The 18,751-nt window shown below is 64.9% G+C and carries 15 protein-coding genes; all 15 read right to left on the bottom strand.

All coding sequences use genetic code 11. The features are described 5' to 3' along the window. Nucleotides 1-5: 5 nt before the first annotated feature. The 15 genes from lpxD to proS all read right to left on the bottom strand — a co-directional run bounded on the left by lpxD (nucleotide 6) and on the right by proS (nucleotide 18,650). Nucleotides 6-1,043, bottom strand: coding sequence for a UDP-3-O-(3-hydroxymyristoyl)glucosamine N-acyltransferase (gene lpxD / locus JJ918_RS08350; RefSeq protein WP_291885745.1), 1,038 nt, complete (start codon nucleotides 1,041-1,043; stop codon nucleotides 6-8). A gap of 13 nt (nucleotides 1,044-1,056) precedes the next feature. After that, nucleotides 1,057-1,656: an OmpH family outer membrane protein gene (locus JJ918_RS08345; protein ID WP_291885743.1), complete on the bottom strand. Its 600-nt coding sequence runs from the start codon at nucleotides 1,654-1,656 to the stop codon at nucleotides 1,057-1,059. A gap of 4 nt (nucleotides 1,657-1,660) precedes the next feature. Further along, a complete protein-coding gene (gene bamA, locus JJ918_RS08340) occupies nucleotides 1,661-4,042 on the bottom strand; it encodes an outer membrane protein assembly factor BamA (RefSeq protein WP_291885741.1) in 2,382 nt (793 codons plus the stop codon). A gap of 26 nt (nucleotides 4,043-4,068) precedes the next feature. Then, nucleotides 4,069-5,247 (bottom strand): RIP metalloprotease, encoded by a 1,179-nt coding sequence (locus JJ918_RS08335; protein WP_291885737.1) that lies wholly within the window; start codon nucleotides 5,245-5,247, stop codon nucleotides 4,069-4,071. After that, a complete protein-coding gene (gene dxr, locus JJ918_RS08330) occupies nucleotides 5,244-6,458 on the bottom strand; it encodes a 1-deoxy-D-xylulose-5-phosphate reductoisomerase (RefSeq protein WP_291885736.1) in 1,215 nt (404 codons plus the stop codon). The genes JJ918_RS08335 and dxr overlap by 4 nt, the downstream gene beginning before the upstream one ends. Beyond that, nucleotides 6,455-7,258 carry a phosphatidate cytidylyltransferase gene (locus JJ918_RS08325; protein ID WP_291885734.1) on the bottom strand — a complete coding sequence of 268 codons (804 nt, stop codon included), beginning with the start codon at nucleotides 7,256-7,258 and terminating at the stop codon, nucleotides 6,455-6,457. Before JJ918_RS08325 ends, dxr begins: the two co-directional genes overlap by 4 nt. Beyond that, nucleotides 7,242-7,979 (bottom strand): isoprenyl transferase, encoded by a 738-nt coding sequence (locus JJ918_RS08320; RefSeq protein WP_291885732.1) that lies wholly within the window; start codon nucleotides 7,977-7,979, stop codon nucleotides 7,242-7,244. Before JJ918_RS08320 ends, JJ918_RS08325 begins: the two co-directional genes overlap by 17 nt. Before the next feature lie 23 nt (nucleotides 7,980-8,002). After that, nucleotides 8,003-8,569: a ribosome recycling factor gene (gene frr, locus JJ918_RS08315; RefSeq protein ID WP_271186729.1), complete on the bottom strand. Its 567-nt coding sequence runs from the start codon at nucleotides 8,567-8,569 to the stop codon at nucleotides 8,003-8,005. Between the two features lie 16 nt (nucleotides 8,570-8,585). Further along, entirely contained in the window at nucleotides 8,586-9,380 is a 795-nt protein-coding gene (pyrH, locus tag JJ918_RS08310) for a UMP kinase (protein WP_367277673.1), read from the bottom strand. Nucleotides 9,381-9,424: 44 nt separating this feature from the next. After that, nucleotides 9,425-10,360 carry a translation elongation factor Ts gene (gene tsf, locus JJ918_RS08305; protein WP_291885728.1) on the bottom strand — a complete coding sequence of 312 codons (936 nt, stop codon included), beginning with the start codon at nucleotides 10,358-10,360 and terminating at the stop codon, nucleotides 9,425-9,427. 36 nt (nucleotides 10,361-10,396) lie between these two features. Further along, on the bottom strand, nucleotides 10,397-11,251 hold the full coding sequence (gene rpsB / locus JJ918_RS08300; protein ID WP_291885727.1) for a 30S ribosomal protein S2: 855 nt from the start codon (nucleotides 11,249-11,251) through the stop codon (nucleotides 10,397-10,399). A 213-nt stretch (nucleotides 11,252-11,464) separates the two neighbouring features. After that, nucleotides 11,465-14,908, bottom strand: coding sequence for a DNA polymerase III subunit alpha (dnaE, locus tag JJ918_RS08295; RefSeq protein ID WP_291885724.1), 3,444 nt, complete (start codon nucleotides 14,906-14,908; stop codon nucleotides 11,465-11,467). Between the two features lie 410 nt (nucleotides 14,909-15,318). After that, entirely contained in the window at nucleotides 15,319-16,014 is a 696-nt protein-coding gene (locus JJ918_RS08290; RefSeq protein ID WP_291885722.1) for an ABC transporter ATP-binding protein, read from the bottom strand. After that, nucleotides 16,007-17,323 carry a lipoprotein-releasing ABC transporter permease subunit gene (locus JJ918_RS08285; RefSeq protein ID WP_291885719.1) on the bottom strand — a complete coding sequence of 439 codons (1,317 nt, stop codon included), beginning with the start codon at nucleotides 17,321-17,323 and terminating at the stop codon, nucleotides 16,007-16,009. Before JJ918_RS08285 ends, JJ918_RS08290 begins: the two co-directional genes overlap by 8 nt. Continuing rightward, a complete protein-coding gene (gene proS, locus JJ918_RS08280; protein ID WP_291885716.1) occupies nucleotides 17,316-18,650 on the bottom strand; it encodes a proline--tRNA ligase in 1,335 nt (444 codons plus the stop codon). Before proS ends, JJ918_RS08285 begins: the two co-directional genes overlap by 8 nt. Nucleotides 18,651-18,751: the final 101 nt, after the last annotated feature.

The following is an 18,751-nucleotide window of genomic DNA, read 5'->3' as shown; positions in this document are numbered from 1 at the left end:
GCCGGTCAGTCCTTCTTTTTTGATGTTCTTGCATCGCGCCGGGCCAGGCGGCGCACTTCGGAGACCTGGCGCAAATACTGGCGCAGCGGCTGGGCGGGGTCGCCCATCCAGGTTTCGCCGGCCGGCACGCTTTCCGCGAGGGCCGAATTGCCGCCGATCCGCGCGCCCTTGCCGATCGTGATGTGGTCCTGCAGGCCGACCCGGCCGCCGAACATCACATCATCCTCGATCACGCAACTGCCCGATACGCCGGCAAAGGCCGCCATGGCGACATTGCGGCCGACCTGGCAGTTGTGACCGATATGGCAGAGATTATCGATCTTGGTGCCCTCCCCGATCCGCGTCGGACCGAACAGCCCCCGGTCGACACAGCTATTGGCACCGATGGTCACCGACGCCGCGATCTCGACCGTGCCCAGATGCGGCATATCGACGAGACCCGCGTCGGATACTGCGGCACCGAAGCCCGCCTCGCCAATCACGGCTCCTGAAAGAATGTTGCAGTTTTCGCCAAAATCCGCGCACTGGATGACCACGCGGGGACCGATACGGCTGCCCGCACCGATACGGCAGCCGGGCCCGATCACACTGCCCGGCCCGATCATGACGTTCGCGCCGATCTCTGCGTCGGCGCCGATCACCGTGCCCACGCCCAGCTGGGCGCCGGGGGCGATGCGGGCGGATGGATCGACGGCATGCTCGACCGGCATCGCGCGCGGCCGGAAAAGACCGGGAACCGCGCGCCCGAATGCAGCACGCGGCTGCGCGTGCACCAGCACTTTGGCGCCGCGTTCGGACAGGGCGGCGGCCAGGCTGGCCGGTGCCAGCATCACCACATCGTCCAAACGGATGTCCGGATAGGCTTTGAGAAGACGCCCGTTTTCGAGATAGCACAGGCACCCCGGACGGGCCTCGCTGATCGGCGCGACCTCGGACACAGTGTCTGAACCGGACGCAGAATCGGAAATCGCCGCACCCGAAAGTGCGGCGATCTCGTTGAGCGTCAGCGGTCCAAGTCCGTCGAAGAAACGCGGATCGGCCATGGTCCGTGCCGTCTTATTGCTGCTGCTGGCCAGCCCCGGCCGCCGCTTCCTGCGATACGCGGACGCGCGTCACGGTCACGGTCGGCACCTGCGCATTGAGGCGGCCGATCACATCGGCGGAAATGTCGACGTCCGGCGACGCGAAGACCAGGTTGGCGCGGTCGACCAGGATGTCGATATCGCGTTCCGCCACGACGGCTTCCAGGATCGGACCCAGAGCATCATAAATCGGACGCATGGCCTGACGCTCGGTCTGGACGATTTCCTGCTGACGCGCACGGCGGGCCAGTTCGAATTGCTGGGCCTGCTGGTTGAGCGCTTCGATACGCTGCATCAGGTCCGGGCGCTGCTGGATGGCCTGCGGCGTCATGGACGCGGTTTCCGCGTTCAGACGCTCGGTTTCCTGCTGGATCGGCTGGCCCATGGCAGTCAGCTCGGCGTCGATTTCCCGGGCGATTTCCTGCATGCGGGTCTGGATGTGCTGACCGGCAGCGCTTTCGCGCAGGACACGTTCCTCGTTCATGACCGCGATGTTCGGCTGCTGCGCCAGCACCGGCGCGGCCAGCCCGGCGATCATCACCGGAAGAAGAAGGAGAGACTTGATAAATTTCATAACTTTAGAACCCTGTTCTCGTGCTGAACCGGAAGAATTCGGCTCTGTCGTAGTCCTCGCGAATGAAGGCCTCGGCAAAGTCGAAACGCACCGGTCCGAAAGGTGAATCCCAGAAAATGCTCACGCCGGCGGAGGCCCGCAGGGCCATGTCGTCGATCGTGAAAGCTGTCCCGGCGGCCCCTTCGTCGATCTGGTCGGGAGTATCGAGGAGCCCCAGTGTACCGAATTCGGTGAAGACACTGGCTCGGACCCCGTACTGCTCCGGCAACCCGGTCGGGAAGGACACCTCGAACGCCCCGACTGCGTACAGGCGACCGCCCAGGGCATCGCCCCGGGTCAACTCGCCCGTCTCTGCGTTCCGGGTCACGATGCGCGGGCCGATACCCGCCACCTCGAAGCCGCGGAACGAATTGCCGCCCTTGAAGAAGCGGTCATTGATGCGGACGGTATCCCCGCCCCACGGCTGAACGAAACCGCCATTCATCGTGAAGCTCGCGATGATGTTGTTGTCGAACAGGCGCGGGAGGACCGGCCGGTAGATGGCACCCTCGACTTCAGACCGGACATAGCGGACATCCCCGCCAATGCCGGCAAAACCTTGCGAGAACTGCAGGCGATAGCCGCGGCTCGGCTCGATCGGGTCGTTCAGACGCGACCAGTTGAGCGTATAGGTGAGCACGGACGTCGTGCGCTCGCCGGCCTGGTTGAGCAGGGCCTGCGAGGCCGACGAATAGACCAGCACATTGTCGGTTCGCAGCGTGTAGCCCAGTTGCAGATTGGTCGACGCCGTCACCGGGAAGCCGAGACGCACGCTGGCACCGGTCGATTCGGTCTGGAAGGAGGCTTCCGAGAGGAAGTCCGAATTGACGCGGAAGAGGTCGAAGCCGGCGGCCAGATTGCGGTCCAGGAAGCGCGGCTCGGTAAAGCGGATATCGATCGATTCGCGGTTCGAGCTGGCCGAGATGCGGAAGCGCAGGAACTGGCCGCGGCCCCGCAGGTTCCGCTCCGAGATCGACAGGTCGACCAGGAAGGCATCGGTCGAGGAGAAGCCAGCGCCGAAGGCCAGTTCGCCGGTCGGCTGCTCGGTCACGGCCACCTGGACACGCGCCCGGTCCGGCGCGGAGCCCGGCGTCTCGTTGACTTCGACTTCCTCGAAGAAGCCCAGGCGCCGCACATTGTTGCGCGACCGGTCAATCAGGACCTGGTTGAAGGCGTCGCCCTCCACAATGTCCAGCTCCCGGCGGATCACGCGGTCCAGCGTCCGGGTATTCCCGACAATGTCGATGCGCTCGATATAGACGCGCGGCCCTTCGTCGATCACGAACTCGATATCGACGGTCCGGTCTTCGCGATTACGCGTCGTGCGCGGCGAAATGTTGACAAAGGCATAGCCTGCGGCACCGGCGGCAAAGGTCAGCTGGTCGATGCCGCTCTCGATCAGTTCACCGCGATAGAGGTCGCCTTCCCGGATCGGCAGGGTCGCGGCAAGGAATTCCTCGTTGAGGTCCTCGATCTCGGTCGACACGGTGACTTCGCCGAAGTTGAAGATTTCGCCCTCGTCGATGGTGAGCGTGATGTAGAAGCTTTCCTGGTCCGGCGTCAGCTCGGCGACCGCGGAGAGAACCCGGAAGTTCGCATAGCCCTGGTTCATGTAGAACTGGCGCAGCAATTCCTGGTCGTATTCCAGACGGTCCGGATCGTAATTGTCGTTCGACGAGAAGAACCGCCACCAGCGCGATTCGCGCGTCACCAGTTCGCGGCGCAGACGGCGGTCGGAGAAACTCTCATTGCCGATGAAGTTGATGCGGCGAACGCCGGTCACCGGACCTTCGGAAATCTCGAAAATCAGATCGACGCGGTTCTGTGGCTGCTCGACGATCTTCGGCGTCACGGAAGCCGCAAAACGGCCGGACCGGCGATAGACCTCGATGATGCGCTGGACGTCAGACTGGACGCGAGCCCGCGTGAAGATCGCGCGCGGCTGGGCCTCGATCTCGTCGGTAATCTTGTCGTCGTCAATGGCGCTGTTGCCCTCGAGGATCACCCGGTTGATGATCGGGTTTTCCTGGACGCGGACGACAACGAGCTCGCCGCGATCCTCGAATTGCGCGTCCGAAAACAGGCCGGTCGCCATCAGGGTCTGGATCGACAGGTTGACCAGGCGGGTATCGAAAGTCTGCCCCGGCTGGATCAGCAGGTAGGACAGAACGGTATCGGCTTCGACCCGTTGATTGCCCTCAACCAGGATCTGCCGGATCACCGGCCGGGCCTGGGCTTCCGGGGCCGCTTGCGGAGTCTCTTCCACACCGGATTGCTGGGCCGGCGCGATGGCCGGCAATGTCACAGTCAAAAGGGCTGCGAAGAGAATACGCAGAACACTCGCCATGGAAGATCGCCGCTTGCTGGGCCCGGTCAGAAAATCTGCCCGAGCAGGTAATTCAGGTCATTCCAGGTCGCTACAAGCATCATACCGAGCACAAGTGCAAGTCCCACCCGGAATCCGATGGCCTGCGCTTTCATGCTCAGCGGACGCCGGGCAACCGCCTCATAGGCGTAATACACCAGATGGCCGCCGTCGAGGATGGGGATCGGTAGAAGATTCACCAAACCCAGTCCAACCGACAGGAAGCCTGCCAGATGCACGAGATTAACAAGCAGCAAGAAAGTGCTTTCGCCGGCATTTCCGCCCGCTTCGACACTGGTCACGGCCGTCTGGCCGGCCGCCGTCGCGATTCCCACCGGCCCGTTGAGCAATTCCGGCGAGACGCGGCCCGTGACGACGCGGATCACATAGCGCGCGGTCATCGACACCGCCGTCCAGGTCCGGTCGACACCATAGCCGATGGCCGTGACGGGGTTATAGCTTTCGCGCAATGGCGGCGTCATGACCGAACCCAGACCGAGGCGGCCAAGCGTCCGTGTGCCGCCGAAACGATCTTCAACCTCGGTCGCCCGTGGCGCAGCCCGGAGCACGATCATCTCGCCGGCGCGTTCGACGTCGAAGCGCATTTCCTCGCCCGGCCGCCAGACGACTTCCGTCACGATATCGTCGAAGGAATCGATGCCCGTGCCGTTGATCGCGACAATGCGGTCACCGACCTGGAAGCCGGCGTCTGCAGCGGCGCTGTCTTCAGCCACGGTTCCGACGACCGGCGGCTGGTAGGGCGCCCCGCCCAGCGCCAAGGCAAGGCTGGCGAAGATGAAGATGGCCAGGATGAAGTTGGCGATCGGACCCGCCGCCGTCACGAAAGCGCGCTGCCAGAGCGGTTTGAAATGATAGCACTTGTCGGCATCCGGCCCCATGCGCCGGCGAATCTCGTCGAGTTTTTCGGCGTCCGGCTCGCTCGCAGCGCCTGCATCGCCCAGGAACTTCACATATCCGCCAAGGGGAAAGGCCGCGATGCGCCAGACCGTGCCGCGCTTGTCGCGCCAGGAGGCGATGGTCGGGCCGAACCCCATGGAAAAGGCTTCAGCATGCACACCGCACATGCGGCCGGCCCAGTAGTGGCCGAGCTCGTGGATCACGACGACGATCGAGATCAGGAAGACGAATGAGAAAATCGTGAGAAAGCCGGTGCCGATCAGGCTCATAACATCGTGTTCCGTGATCTCGTTTCCACTGACAGGCCACCAATCAAGTCGCGTGCCAGCTCGCGGGCCCGCCGGTCGATGGCGAACACATCCTCGAAGGCCGCAAGCGCGCGCGGCATGTCCGCATCCGCCTGAGCGAGCGCCAGAACCTCTTCAACACTCGCGGTGATGTCAAGGAAGCCGATCCGCCCGGCCAGGAACGCCTCGACTGCAATTTCATTCGCGGCGTTCAGCACGGCGGGCGCAATCCCCCCGGCCCGGATCGCATCGCGGGCCAGGCGGATGGCCGGAAACCGCACAGGATCCGGCGCCTCGAACTCCAGCCGCGCGATCTGGTCCAGTCTGAGACGCTCGACCGGCGCCTCCATGCGCTCCGGCCAGGCCAGCGCACTGGCGATCGGCGTGCGCATGTCCGGCGAACCCAGCTGCGCCAGCAGGCTGCCATCGGCGTATTCGACAAGGCCGTGCACGATGGACTGGGGATGCACCACCACCTCGACCTGTTCCGGCGGCAGGTCGAACAGCCAGCAGGCCTCGATGATCTCCAGCCCCTTGTTCATCATCGACGCGCTGTCGATGGTGATCTTGGCCCCCATCGACCAGGTCGGATGGGTCAGCGCATCGGTGCGGCTGGCGGCCGCCATGCGTTCGAGCGGCCAGGTGCGGAAAGGCCCGCCCGACGCCGTCAACGTGATCGAGCGGATCGCAGACCTGTGTGCCCCGTTGAACACCTGGAAAACGGCATTGTGCTCGCTGTCCACCGGCAGCAGCGCCGCGCCGCAGCGCGCCGCTTCCTGCATGAAGAGCGGCCCGGCGCAGACCAGGCATTCCTTGTTGGCAAAGGCCAGCGCGGCGCCCTGGCGGACGGCTTCCAGTGTGGGCCGCAAGCCGGCTGCCCCGACAATGGCGGCCATCGTCCAGTCAGCCGGTACTGCTGCTGCCTCGCAGACAGCGTCCTCGCCGACACCGATCGCGATACCGGGATGCCCGGCCAGGGCCTCGCGCAGCTCCGGCGCGGCAGCGGGGTCTGCGATCGCGACATGCGAAGCCCGGTGCCGGATCGCCTGACGCGCCAGTTCCACCGCATTGGTCCGCGCGGTCAGAGCGACCACGTCAAACGTCCCCGGCGCAGCCCGGGCGACCAGGTCGAGCGTGGCCAGTCCGACCGAGCCGGTGGCGCCGAGAACACTGATACGGCGGGGCGCGGTCATGCCGCCCCCCAGCCCAGCGGGATCACACGCTGGAACAGCACGGCGGTAATCACGGCCAGCATCAACGCGTCCACACGATCCAGCACGCCGCCATGGCCCGGAATCAGCGTTCCGGAATCCTTGACGTTGAAACTGCGCTTGAACAGGGACATCGCCAGATCGCCCAGCACGGATGCGACGGCGACGACCGCCGCAAAGACGGCCACCACCGGCAGGTTGAGATCGAAGACCGCGCCGGCGGCAACGCCCGCAGCGGTTCCGGCGGCAAGCCCGGCAATAAAGCCGGACCAGGTCTTGTTGGGACTGGCCTGGGGCACGAGTTTCGGACCGCCCAGCCAGGTGCCCGCAATATACGCCAGACTGTCCGCAGCCCAAACGATGGCAAACAGCAGCACCACCATCGGCAGGCCGTGTTCCGGCTCGGCGCGCATGGAGGCGAGCAATCCCGCAGCCAGCGACACGTAGAGCACGCCGAGAACCTCGATCGACCAGCCGCGCCGCCAGCGCTCGATACCGGCCGCCAGCGTACCCGCAGCACCCCAGAACAGCGCATCCTGGGTCGAGGTCTCACCCGCCAGCAGGACCGCGCCGGACGCCGTGGCGCAGGCAATGGCATAGGCGACCGGCGGCGCCTTGGGGTCGGACATCTGGATCCATTCCCAGGCCATGGCCGCAGCAAAGGCCGCCACCCAGGCGGTGAAGACCAGCCCGCCCATCCATAACAGGACCAGGGCCAGCGGTCCCAGCAGCAGCGCCGAAATCAGACGGCGCTGGAAGACCGGGTCACGCCGCGCCGGCATCGAGCCCACCATAGCGCCGGCTGCGCTGCTTGAAGGCTTCGACCGCATCGGCGAAATGCGCGGCCGAGAAATCAGGCCACAAGACATCCAGAAAGAGCAGTTCGGCATAGGCCAGCTGCCACAGCAGGAAGTTGGAAATGCGCTCTTCCCCGCTGGTGCGGATCAAAAGATCGACATCGGGCAGGCCATGCGTGTCGAGGGCCTGCTCGAAGGCTGTATTGTCGATGGTGTCGGGATCGATCCCGCCATCCCGCGCGGCACGCGCCAGCGTCCGCGCTGCGCGCACCAGCTCGTCACGTCCGCCGTAATTGAAGGCGATGGTGAGGTGAAACCGGTCGTTTGCGGCGGTCTGCGTCTCGGCCCGTTCGATGATCGCCTTGATGTCCTCGCCCAGATTGTCGCGGCGGCCGATGATACGGATCCGCACGCCGCGCGCGGCGAGCTGTTCGAGATCGGCCTCGACATAGGTTTTCATGAGCTGGAACAGCGCCCCGACCTCGTCGGCCGGACGGTTCCAGTTTTCCGTCGAGAACGAGAACAGGGTCAGATAGCGCACGCCGAGATCGCCGGCGGTCTCGACCGCCTTGCGCACGGTCTCGACGCCGCGCCGGTGCCCGAAGGCCCGCGGCCGGCCGCGGGACTTCGCCCAGCGGCCATTGCCGTCCATGATGATCGCCACATGGGCGGGCCCCGGCTGGGAAGCGGAAGCGTCGTCGGTCATGGGTTCGCTCCGCAAGCGGGGGATCAGACCTGCATGATTTCTTCTTGCTTGGTCTTCAGGCTCTCATCGATCCGCTTGATCGCATCGTCCGTCAGTTTCTGCACGTCCTCGGCGAAGGATTTGTGCTCGTCCTCGGACAGCACGCCATCCTTTTCCATCTTCTTCAGCGCGTCCATGCCGTCGCGGCGCACATTGCGCACGGCGACGCGGGCATGTTCGGCATAGGTGCCGGCCAGCTTGGCGATCTCGGCGCGGCGCTCCTCGTTGAGCGGCGGGATCGGAATGCGCAGCAGCTGGCCTTCCATCACCGGGTTCAGGCCGATACCGGAATTGCGGATCGCCTTGTCCACGGCGGCGACCATGGTCCGGTCCCACACCTGGACCGAGATCATGCGCGGTTCGGGAACCGAGACCGTGGCGACCTGGTTGATCGGGGTCGGCGTGCCATAGGCCTCGACCTTGATCGGATCGAGCAGGCCGGCGCTGGCGCGGCCGGTGCGCAGACCGCCGAATTCCTTGCGCAGGGCCTCGATCGCCCCGTCCATGCGCCGCTTGAGGTCGGCTTCGTCGAAATCGATATCGTCGCTCATGGCTTGCTCTTTCCTGTTATTTGCCAGCTGACGGAGCGGGCCGCGGCTTGCCGATCATGGTGCACACGCCCTGGCCAGCCAGGACGCGGGCCAGGCCGCCCTTCTCGTGAATGCTGAAGACGACGATCGGAATGGCATTTTCCCGCATCAGCGTCACCGCCGAGGCATCCATCACCTTGAGGTCGCGCGTCAGCACGTCGAGATAGTCGAGCTGATCATAGCGCTCGGCATTCGGGTTCTTGCGCGGATCGTCGGAATAGACACCGTCGACCTGCGTGCCCTTGAGCAGCGCATCGCAGCCCATCTCGGCCGCGCGCAGGGCTGCAGCCGTATCGGTCGTGAAAAAGGGATTGCCCGTACCCGCGGCGAAGATCACCACCCGGCCCTTTTCCATATGACGGGTGGCGCGGCGCCGGATATAGGGCTCGCACACCGTGGTCATGGGAATGGCGGACTGGACGCGCGTCTGGATGCCGATGCGTTCCAGCGCGGTCTGCATGGCCAGCGCATTCATCACGGTCGCCAGCATGCCCATATAGTCGGCTGCGGCCCGGTCCATGCCCTTGGCGGCACCGGTGAGACCGCGGAAGATATTTCCGCCGCCGATCACCAGGCAGATTTCGGTACCGGCGCGCACGGCCTCGGCGACCTCGGACGCGATGCGATCTGCCGTCGGCATATCGATCCCGTAATTCTGGTCGCCCATCAGGGCTTCGCCGGAAATCTTGAGCAGAACCCGCCGGAATTGCGGCGGGTTCTCTTGGCCTGAAACCGGCCCGGATGCAGATGAATCAGTCACGGCGTGCAGCATATAGAAAGCGGCGGCGCTTTAAAGCGCCGCCGCTCTCAATGCGATCAGGACTGGCCGGTCGCCGCGGCGACCTCGGCGGCAAAGTCCTCGGACTTCTTCTCGACGCCTTCGCCCAGCGCCATGCGCGCGAAGCCGGAGATCTCGACCGGCGTGCCCAGTTCCTTGGAGGTATCGGCCAACACCTGCTCGATGGTGCGGTCCGGGTCCATGACGAAAGCCTGCTTCAGCAGCACGACTTCCTCGTAGAACTTGCGCATACGGCCTTCCACCATCTTCTCGACGATGTTTTCCGGCTTGCCGGACTGACGGGCCTGGTCGGCGAACACTTCGCGTTCCTTGTCCGCCAGGGCCGAGTCGACGCCGTCGACATCGACGGAGACGGCCACGGCCGGCGAACCGGCAGCGACATGCATCGCGATCTTGCGGCCCAGCTCGGCCAGCTTGGCGGCATCGCCGCTCGACTTCAGGCCGACCAGAACGCCGATGGCGCCCATGTCGTCCGCAGCCGGATTGTGGACATAGCTGGCGACCACGCCCGGCTCGGCCGTCACGACGGCGGCACGGCGCAGGGCCATGTTCTCGCCGATCGTGGCGATCAGGTTGGTCAGCTTGTCCTCGACGGTGTCGCCGGAGGCCAGCTTGGACGACTTCAGGGCGTCCACATCGCCGGACGTGCCGATTGCGAGCGCGGCAATTTCCTTCACCGCCGACTGGAACTTCTCGTTCCGGGCGACGAAGTCGGTTTCCGAGTTCACTTCGACGACGGCGCCCTGGCCGCCTTGTGTTGCCACGGCAACGAGGCCTTCGGCAGCAACGCGGTCAGCCTTCTTGGCAGCCTTGGACAGGCCCTTCTTGCGCAGCCAGTCAACGGCGGCTTCGAAGTCGCCATCGGTCTCGTTCAGCGCCTTCTTGCAGTCCATCATGCCTACGCCGGTCTTTTCGCGCAGTTCCTTGACGAGAGCAGCAGTAATCGCGGCCATCGGTATCTCCTGGATTATCGCTCGTGAAATCGAAGCTTACGCTTCGGTCTTGTCAGATTCAGACGACGTTTCCGTGGCAGCCTCGTCAGCCTTAGCGGCTTCGGCTTCCGTGGCAGCGGTCTCTTCGGCGGCGGTTTCCTCGACCAGCGTCTCGACCGGCGCTTCGGCTTCGCCCAGATCCATGCCCATGGCCATCTGGCTGTCGGCCATGCCGTCCAGCACAGCGTCGGCGATCAGGTCGCAGTACAGGGCGATGGCGCGCGAGGCGTCGTCATTGCCCGGGATCGGGAAATCGATCGGGTCCGGATCGCAATTCGTGTCGACCACGGCGATGACCGGAATGCCCAGCTTCTTGGCTTCCTGGATGGCGATGCCTTCCTTGTTCGTGTCGATCACGAACATCAGGTCCGGCGTGCCGCCCATATCCTTGATACCGCCGAGCGACCGGTCGAGCTTCTCGCGCTCGCGGGTCAGCATCAGCTGTTCCTTCTTGGTCAGACCGGCCAGGCCGCCCTCACCTTCGAACATGGTTTCCAGCTCGCGCAGACGGGCGATCGAGTTGGAGATGGTGCGCCAGTTGGTCAGCGTACCGCCGAGCCAGCGCTGGTTCATGTAGTACTGGGCGCAGCGCGAGGCCGCCTGGGCCAGCGGTTCCTGGGCCTGCCGCTTCGTGCCGACGAACAGGACGCGACCGCCCTTGGCAGCCGTTTCGCGCACCTTCACCAGGGCCTGGTGGAGCAGCGGGACGGACTGGGACAGGTCGATAATGTGGATGTTGGAGCGTTCGCCAAAGATGAAGTCCTTCATCTTCGGGTTCCAGCGGTGGGTCTGGTGACCGAAGTGACAGCCGGCTTCGAGCAGCTGGCGCATGCTGAATTCAGGGAGAGCCATCGATTTTTCCTTTTCCGGTTGGCCTCCACGGAGCGGAGCCGCCCGCACATGCGAACGGCACCGGAGCGTCAGGCCTTCGGCCGGACGATGCCCCGTGTGCGTGATGGCGCGGCTTATAGGCCCAAGACAGCCGGTTTGGCAAGCGGGGCAAGGCGCTTCAGATGCAGCGGATCACACGGGCCTGTTCCGATGTCCGGCCCTGTCGCGCCAAGACTAGGCCACCTCCACCGAAGCGACACCGTCAACGCCCTTCAGGGCGGCCTGCAGCGCGCTGTCGGCGCTGTGCCGGCCCGGCAGGCGCAATTCCACCTCGCCGCCGCCCGTAATCGGCACGAAAAGATCGATCACCGCGTCCTTGGAGACATCTGCCCGGCCATTGGCCCGTTCGAGGCGCGCATGGATGCGCGACAGCGCCGCTGCATCGTCCAGCCGCACGCGCAGCCGGTCGGCACAGATCTGCATGTCCAGCACTTCCAGCCGGTCGGCGAAGAAGGAAATCTGTTCGTCCCGCTCGTCGACGCGGCAATTCACCAGCACCGCCTGGCCGCTGTCGAGCAGATCGCGCGAGGTGCGCAGAAGTTCCGGCGTAATAAACACCTCGAACTCGCCCGTAGGGTCGGACAGCGTCACCCAGGCAAAACGCTCGCCGGACTTGTTCGAGACGCGTTCCTGACGCCGGCGCACCATGCCGGACAGGCGCAGCGCCGTGGCGCCGTCGGCGACGCGCGCCGGGGCTTCGGCATGGAAGACCACGCCGCGGCCGGCGAGATGCTCGGCCATATCGTCCAGCGGGTGACCTGACAGGTAGAAACCGATGGCCGAGAGTTCGGCATCGAGCCGCTGCGTCGCGGTCCAGGGATCGGGCTGCGGCAGGCGCGGACGCTCCAGCGCGACATCATCCCCGCCACCGCCGAACAGGCTGGCCTGGGCACTCTCGCGCTGCTGTGCGGCGTGCTGGGCCATGGAAAGCAGGGTTTCCGCGCTCTCCAGCACGCGGGCGCGGTCGGGATCGAGACTGTCGAACGCCCCGGCCCGCGCCAGGTTCTCGAATGTGCGCTTGTTGACATGCCGCGGATCGACGCGCTCGGCGAAATCATAGAGATCCTTGAAGGGACCGTTTTCGGACCGCTCGGCTACGATATGCTCCATGGCGGAGAAACCGACATTGCGGATCGCGCCGAGCGCGAAGCGGATCGTCCCCTCCTCGACCGAGAAATCGGCCTCGGACGCGTTGACGTCCGGCGGCCGCACCTCGATCCCCATGCGGCGGATCTCCTGGAAGAAGGCAGCCAGCTTGTCGGTATTGGCCGCGTCGAGCGACATCAGCGCCGCCATGAACTCGACCGGATAATTGGCCTTGAGATAGCCCGTGCGATAGGCGATCGCGGCATAGGCGGCGGCGTGGGACTTGTTGAAGCCGTAGCCGGCGAACTCGGCGACGAGTTCGAAGATGTAGGAGGCCTTCTCGCGGCTCACACCCTTCGCTTCGGCGCCCTCGAGGAAACGGACTTTCTGCTTGTCCATCTCCTCCTTCTTCTTCTTGCCCATGGCGCGGCGCAGAAGGTCGGCTTCACCGAGTGAGTAGCCGGACAGGATCTGCGCGATCTGCATCACCTGTTCCTGGTAGATGATGACGCCGTAGGTTTCCTGCAGCACGCCTTCCAGATCGGGATGGAGGCAATCGACCTCGGCCCGGCCGAACTTCCGGTCGACATAGACGTCGATATTCTTCATCGGGCCGGGACGATAGAGCGAGATCAGGGCGATCAGGTCCTCGATCGCGTCCGGCTTCATCTTCTTCAGCGTGTCGCGCATGCCCGAGCTTTCCAGCTGGAACACGCCGATCGCATGACCGGACTGAAGCAGCTCGAACGTCGCCTTGTCGTCGAAGTCGATCCCCTCGATATCCGGGACCTCCTTGCCGGCCGAGGCGATATAGCCCAGCGCGCGGGCGATCACGGTGAGGGTTTTCAGGCCCAGGAAGTCGAATTTCACCAGGCCCGCCGGCTCGACCCATTTCATGTTGAACTGGGTGGCGGGAATGTCGGAGCGCGGATCGCGATAGAGCGGGACGAGTTCGGACAGTTTGCGGTCGCCGATCACGACACCGGCGGCGTGGGTGGAGGCGTTGCGGAAGAAACCCTCCAGCCGCAGCGCGACCGTAAGCAAGCTGTCGACCGCATCGTCGTCGCGGCGCATCTCCTCGAGCTTCGGCTCGATCTTGAGCGCTTCGGCCAGGGTCACCGGATTGGCCGGATTGGACGGCACGAGCTTGGCCAGCTTGTCGACCAGGCCGAAGGGCAATTGCAGCACGCGGCCGGTATCGCGCACCACGGCGCGGGCCTGCAGCGTGCCGAAGGTGATGATCTGCGCCACACGGTCATGGCCGTAGCGCTCCTGCACATAGCGGATCACCTCGCCGCGCCGCTCCTGGCAGAAGTCGACGTCGAAGTCCGGCATGGAGACGCGTTCCGGATTGAGGAAGCGCTCGAACAGGAGACCGAAGCGCAGCGGGTCCAGATCGGTAATGGTCAGGGCGTAGGCCACGAGCGAGCCGGCACCGGACCCCCGGCCCGGCCCGACGGGAATGTCATGCGACTTGGCCCACTGGATGAAGTCCGAAACGATCAGGAAATAGCCCGGAAAGCCCATCTGGCGAATGATGCCCAGCTCGAAATCGAGCCGCTCGCGATAGGCTTCCTCCGGCGCGGCATCGGCGCCGGCGGCAAGGCGTTCCGTCAGTCCCTCATGGGCACGGGCGACAAGCTCCTCGGCCTCGTCACGCCCGCCCTTGGTGGGAAAGCTGGGCAGGATGGGCGCATGCGTGCGCACCCGGTAGGCACAGCGCCGGGCGATCTCCAGCGTGTTGGCGAGCGCTTCGGGCAGATCCGAAAAGCGCGCATTCATGTCGTCCGGCGAGGTGAGATAGTGATCCGGCGTCACCCGGCGGCGGTCCTGCACCGAGACGTAGGAGCTTTCGGAGATACACAGGAGCGCGTCATGCGCCTTGTGCATCGAGGGGTCCGGGAAATAGGCCTCGTTCGTGGCGACCAGCGGCAGGCCGCGGCTGTAGGCCTCCTCGACCAGCCAGTTCTCGGCCTCCAGCTCTTCGGCGAGACCGTGGCGCTGCAGCTCGACATAGAGCCGGTCGCCAAAGGCCGCCGACAGGCGCTCCAGCAGTTTGGTGGCTTCCGGCTGTCGCCCCCCGGTCACAAAGCGGTTGAGCACGCCGTCCGGACCGCCCGTCAGGCAGATCAGGCCTTCTGCATGCTCAAGGACGAGGGCCAGCGGCACATGCGGCTCTTCCGCCCCGTCGACATCGAGATAGGCGGCGCTGGACAGCGCCATGAGGTTTTCATAGCCGGTGCGGTCCTGCACCAGCAGCACCAGCGTGCCCTCCGGCTCGGCGCGCTCTCCGGGATGCGGATCGACCGTGCGTATGGCGAGCGTACAGCCGACGATGGGCTGGATCCCGGCCCCGGCCATGACCTCGGAGAATTCCAGGGCGCCGAAGAGATTATTGCTGTCGGTCAGCGCGATGGCCGGCATGCCGTGCTCGCGGCAGGCCGACACCATTTGCGGCATGCGGATCGCACCCTCGAGCAGCGAATAGGGCGAGCGGACCCGAAGATGCACAAAGGGTTGTTTCGCCGTCATCGCCCGCTCCGTCAGCGCTTCAGAACCGCCTCGCCGCGCACATCACCGGGACAAAAGCCCGGCAACCGGGTCGGAACCGGCCGCCGCGAGTCGAGAAACAAACAAACTACGCCAGGAACGCGTCGGGCGAAATCAGGCTTGCGGGCCCGATCTCAGTAAACGCGACCGGAAAGACCTGCGGCTTGCGCGGCATCAGCCCTCGCGCCGGCCTCAGGCTGCGCCAAGCACGCTTCCCCACATGGCGATCATCCAGGCGAAACCCAGTACAGCCGTAGCGGCAGACACATCTTGAAGAACGCGGCGCATGACAACCTCCCGAATTCATGTTCCGGTTTTGTTCTATTTCGGCACAGACATGACGTCAAGCGGAAAGTTCCACAAATGTTCCGCCTGACGTGTTCCGGGAATATCTAGGCCGTTTCCGGGCTATAGGGCGCAAGGTGCCCGTCCTCGAACGTCACGACGCGGTCCATCTTCGCGGCCAGCTCGTGATTATGGGTCGCTACCAGGGCGGCGGCCCCGGCATCGCGCACCGTCTCGCGGAAAGCCTCGAATACGGTCGCCGAGGTCGTCGGATCGAGATTGCCGGTCGGCTCGTCGGCCAGCAGTACATGCGGGGCATTGGCCAGCGCGCGGGCAATGGCCACGCGCTGCTGTTCACCGCCGGATAATTGCGAAGGCTGATGGGTGGCGCGGTCGGACAGGCCCAGCCGCTCGAGCAGGGCATCGGCCCGCGCGATGGCGGCCTTGCGCGGCACACCGCCGATCAGCTGTGGCAGCACGATATTCTCGCGCGCATCGAATTCGGGCAGCAGGTGGTGGAACTGGTAGACAAAGCCGATATCCCGGCGGCGGATCGCCGTGCGTTGCCGGTCGGACAGGCCGCTTGTCGCAGCACCGCAGACAACCACTTCCCCGCCATCGGGCCGTTCCAGAAGCCCTGCTGCATGCAGAAGCGATGATTTGCCGGAACCGGAGGGGCCGACCAGGCCGACAATCTCGCCGGGCATCAGCGTCAGGCTGACCCCGCGCAGCACTTCCAGCGTGTCGGCTTCGGTCACATAGGTGCGCACGATGTCGCGCAGATCGAGGACGGGATCACTCATAGCGCAGCGCCTCCACGGGATCGAGACGGGCGGCCCGCCAGGCCGGCGGCAGCGTCACCAGCAGCGAGACGATGAAGCCGAAGATGGAGATGAAGGCCACCTCGCCCCAGTCCAGCTTCGCCGGAATGCGATAGAGGAGATAGACGCTCGGATCCCAGGGATTGGTGCCCGTGGTCCAGGTGATGAAATCCTGGATCGGGCCGATATTCACCACGAAAAGAATGCCCAGGAGGATGCCGGCCAGCGTGCCCAGAACGCCGATCGAGGCCCCGACGATCAGGAAAACCCGCATCACGGACGCCTGTGTCGCCCCCATCGTGCGCAGGATGGCGATGTCGCGCCCCTTGTTCTTCACCAGCATCACTAGGCCGGAAATGATGTTCATCGCGGCGATCGCGACAACGATCGACAGGATGAGCCGCATCGCCGTGCGCTCGAATTCGAGCGCGTTGTAGAAGGCCGGATTGAGCTGGGTGTAGTCGTAGGCGGCCGCATCGGGACCGGCGAGCGCACCGATGCTTCCCACCATGCTGGCGGCCATGTCCGGATTGGTCAGCCGCACCTGGATCTGGTCGGTCCCCTCGCCCTTGGCAAAGAAGACCCGTCCCTGGTCCAGCGGCATGAAGGCCGCGCTCTCGTCGATCGTCGACACGCCGGCGGCCAGGACGGCCCCGACATAATAGGCTTTCTGGTTGGGTCGCGCGCCGAACACGGTCGGCGTGCCCCGGGCCGTTGTGAAGGTCACGCGGTCGCCGACACCGACGGCAAGACGCCGGGCAATCCCCGAGCCCAGGATGATCGTGTCGCCGCCATTATGGCCCTCACCGAACCCGTCGAGATTGCCTTCGACAAGGCCCGTGCGGCCATCCGGCGACGGATTGGCGATCACGTCCAGCGCCGCCACATCCTCGGGCTGGGTGCCCAGCACGACGATGACGCTCTGATAGCGCTCGGAGGACGCCAGCACCTGCCCCTGGACCACCGGATCGGCGCTGACCACGCCCGGCATCGCCTCAAGCTCGCGCACCAGCGCATCGACACGTTCGGCATCGAGATTACGTGTATCGACATAGACATGCGGCTGAAAGCCGAGCAGCTGGCTGAAGAGCTCGGCCCGGAAACCGTTCATGATCGACATGACAGCGATCAGGCCGAGAACGGCCAGGGTGATCCCGCCAAAGGAGATCATGGCAATCAGTGCCACGCCGCCATGCTTCCGCCGGGCCCGCAGATAGCGGAAGGCCAGCATGAATTCATAGGGCGAGAAGGGGCGTGCGCCCCCGGCTGCACGGACTGCAGGATCAGCCATCGGCAAAAGCCCTTTCGGCGAGACGGTTGACGGCATCCTCGGGCGAAAGCTCGTGGGTTTCGCCGGTGCGGCGCACTTTCAGCTCCACCTTGCCCTCTTTCAGGCCGCGCGGCCCGATCACAAGCTGGTAGGGCAAGCCGATCAGGTCGGCCGTGGCAAACTTGCCGCCCGGGCGCTCGGACGTATCGTCGTAAAGCGGGTCGAGACCGGCAGCCGTGAGCTTGCCATAGGCGTCTTCGCAGGCCGCATCGGCCTCGCCATCGCCGGCGCGCAGATTGAGAATGCCGACACCGAAGGGCGCGACTTCCTCGGGCCAGATACAGCCCTTCTCGTCGTGATGGGCCTCGATGATTGCACCCAGGAGGCGCGACACGCCCACACCATAGGAGCCCATATGCACCGCCCGCTCCTTGCCGTCGGGATGCGTGACCAGGGCTTTCATCGGATCGGAATACTTGGTGCCGAAATAGAAGATATGGCCCACCTCGATACCGCGCGCCGTCAGACGGCGATCCTCGGGCACCCGGGCGAACACATCGGGTTCGTGCATCTCGTCGGTCGCGGCATAGAGCGCGGTGCGCTGGTCGACCAGCGGCTGCAGATCGCCGTCGAAATCGACGTCCGTGCCGGGTGCGCCCATGTCGACGAGGTCGGCATGGCAGAACACCTCGCTCTCGCCGGTTTCTGCCAGAACGATAAACTCGTGCGACAGGTCACCGCCGATCGGCCCGGTATCCGCCTTCATCGGCACGGCCTTCAGACCCATCCGTGAGAAGGTGTTCAGATAGGCGATGAACATCTTGTTGTAGGAGCGGCGCGCCGCCTCTTCGTCCAGATCGAAGGAATAGGTATCCTTCATCAGGAATTCGCGGCCGCGCATCACGCCGAAGCGCGGGCGGATCTCGTCGCGGAACTTCCACTGGATATGGTAGAGCAGCTTGGGCAGGTCCTTGTAGGACCGGCAATAGGAGCGGAAGATCTCGGTGATCATCTCCTCATTCGTCGGCCCGAACAGCATGTCGCGCTCGTGACGATCCGTGATGCGCAGCATCTCCGCGCCGTAATCGTCATAGCGGCCGCTTTCGCGCCACAGATCGGCCGACTGGATGGTCGGCATCAGAAGCTCCACAGCACCGGCGCGGTTCTGCTCCTCGCGGACGATCTGCTCGACCTTCTTGAGAACCTTCAGACCCAGCGGCAGCCAGGAATAGATGCCGGCGGATTGCTGCCGGATCATGCCGGCCCGCAACATCAGCTGGTGCGAGACGATCTGGGCGTCGGAGGGGGTTTCCTTGAGGACGGGCAGGAAGAAGCGGGACAGGCGCATGGGTGGGGAATTCCGCGATAAGAGGTTCAACCCCCATTAGAACGCGTTGGGAAGCAATGACAAGGCGGGGATGGCGATGGTGCTGCAGAGGGAACATGCCC

The organism is Maricaulis sp. (genome assembly GCF_017642925.1).
Lineage (GTDB): Bacteria > Pseudomonadota > Alphaproteobacteria > Caulobacterales > Maricaulaceae > Maricaulis.
This window is presented reverse-complemented; position numbering and strand designations above follow the sequence as displayed.